The organism is Cupriavidus basilensis (genome assembly GCF_029335485.1).
In the GTDB taxonomy this organism is placed as follows: domain Bacteria; phylum Pseudomonadota; class Gammaproteobacteria; order Burkholderiales; family Burkholderiaceae; genus Cupriavidus; species Cupriavidus basilensis_E.
Genome location: NZ_JARJLM010000073.1, coordinates 1 through 1,776 on the forward strand (window position 1 = coordinate 1; position 1,776 = coordinate 1,776).

3 protein-coding genes are annotated in these 1,776 nt (G+C 70.3%); all 3 read left to right on the forward strand.

The window, feature by feature from the left end; genetic code table 11:
* A partial coding sequence (locus P3W85_RS04210; protein ID WP_276263846.1) for an LLM class flavin-dependent oxidoreductase occupies positions 1-492 on the forward strand: 492 nt, incomplete at its 5' end.
* Positions 493-503: 11 nt separating this feature from the next.
* A complete protein-coding gene (ssuC, locus tag P3W85_RS04215; protein ID WP_276263847.1) occupies positions 504-1,313 on the forward strand; it encodes an aliphatic sulfonate ABC transporter permease SsuC in 810 nt (269 codons plus the stop codon).
* A gap of 26 nt (positions 1,314-1,339) precedes the next feature.
* Positions 1,340-1,776, forward strand: a 437-nt coding sequence (locus P3W85_RS04220; RefSeq protein ID WP_276263848.1) for an ATP-binding cassette domain-containing protein, incomplete at its 3' end; no start/stop codon positions are given.

Genomic DNA, 1,776 nt, shown 5'->3' on the forward strand with positions numbered 1-1,776 from the left:
AGGTTCGGCATCCGCCTGCACGTGGTCGTGCGCGACACCGGCGATGAAGCCTGGGCGGCCGCCGGCCAGCTGATCAGCAAGCTCGACGATGCCACCGTGGCGCGCGCGCAGGCGGTGATCGGCAAGATGGATTCCGAAGGCCAGCGCCGCATGGCGGCGCTGCATGCCGGCGGCGGCGGGCGCAGCCGCGCGGAGCTGGAGATCAGCCCCAACCTGTGGGCCGGCGTGGGCCTGGTGCGCAGCGGCGCGGGCACCGCGCTGGTGGGGGACCCGCGGACCGTGGCGGCGCGCATGGAAGAATACGCCGAACTGGGCATCGATACCTTCGTGCTGTCCGGCTACCCGCACCTGGAGGAAGCCTACCGCTTCGCCGAACTGGTGTTCCCGCTGCTGCCGCGCCCGCTGCGCGACAAGCTGCAGGGCAAGGCGCTGTCAGGCCCCTTCGGGGAAGTCATGGCGACCGGCATCGTGCCGCGCGCGGCGCACGGCTGAAGGAGATCATCATGTCCGCTCCCTTGACGCTTGCGCCGCGCCGCGCCGAGTGGCTCCGGCAGGCGCTTGGCCCGGCCGCCCCGTGGGTGGTCCCCGTGCTGCTGGTGGTGGCGTGGCAGCTGGCTTCGCAGCTCGGCTGGCTGTCGAGCCGCATCCTGCCGGCGCCGCTCGACGTGGTGAAGGCCGCGTGGGGCCTGGCTGTGACGGGCGAACTGTGGCGCCACGTCTGGGTCAGTACCTGGCGCGCCGTGCTGGGCTTCACCATCGGCGGCGGCTTCGGGCTCGCGCTGGGGCTGCTCACCGGCACCTTCCGCCCGGCCGCGACCCTGCTCGACAGCACCTTGCAGATGGTGCGCAATATTCCGCCGCTGGCGCTGATTCCGCTGGTGATCCTGTGGTTCGGCATCGACGAGACCGCCAAGCTGTTCCTGGTTTCGCTGGGCGTGTTCTTTCCGATCTACCTGAACACCTACCACGGCATCCGCGCGGTCGATCCCGGCCTGATCGAAATGGCGAAAAGCTACGGCTTGTCAGGCTGGCGCCTTTATCGCGAGGTGATCCTGCCGGGCGCCCTGCCCAACATCCTGGTCGGGGTACGTTTCTCGCTCGGCCTGATGTGGGTGATCCTGATCGTGGCCGAGACCATCTCGGCGCAATCGGGCATCGGCTACATGACGATGAACGCGCGCGAGTTCCTGCAGACCGACGTGGTGCTGGTCGGCATCCTGCTCTATGCGTTGCTGGGCAAGCTGGCTGACTTGCTGTCGCGCGGCCTGGAGCGCTTCTGGCTGCGCTGGCACCCAGGCTACCAGGCGCATTGACGCCGGCGCTCCAAGGAGAACACGAAATGCAAAGCAACCCGATCGAACAGGCCGCGCTGGCCGAGGTGCCGGCCAGCGAATCCGGCCAGGGCCTGGCGCTGCGCGTGCAGCAGGTAGTGAAACGGTACGGCGGGCGCGAGGTGCTGCACGGTATCGACCTGCAGGCCGCGCCCGGCGAGTTCCTCGCCATCGTGGGCCGCAGCGGCTGCGGCAAGAGCACCTTGCTGCGGCTGGTGGCTGGCCTGGAGGACAGCGACGGCGGCGCCGTGACGCTGGACGACGCACCCGGCCGCAGGCAACGGGAGGCGGTGCGGGTGATGTTCCAGGACGCGCGCCTGCTGCCATGGAAGACCGTGCTGGACAACGTGGCGCTGGGGCTGCCGCGCGCGCGGCTGGCCGAGGCCGCCAGGGTGCTGGGCCAGGTTGGCCTGGCCGAGCGCGCGGGCGAATGGCCGGCACGCCT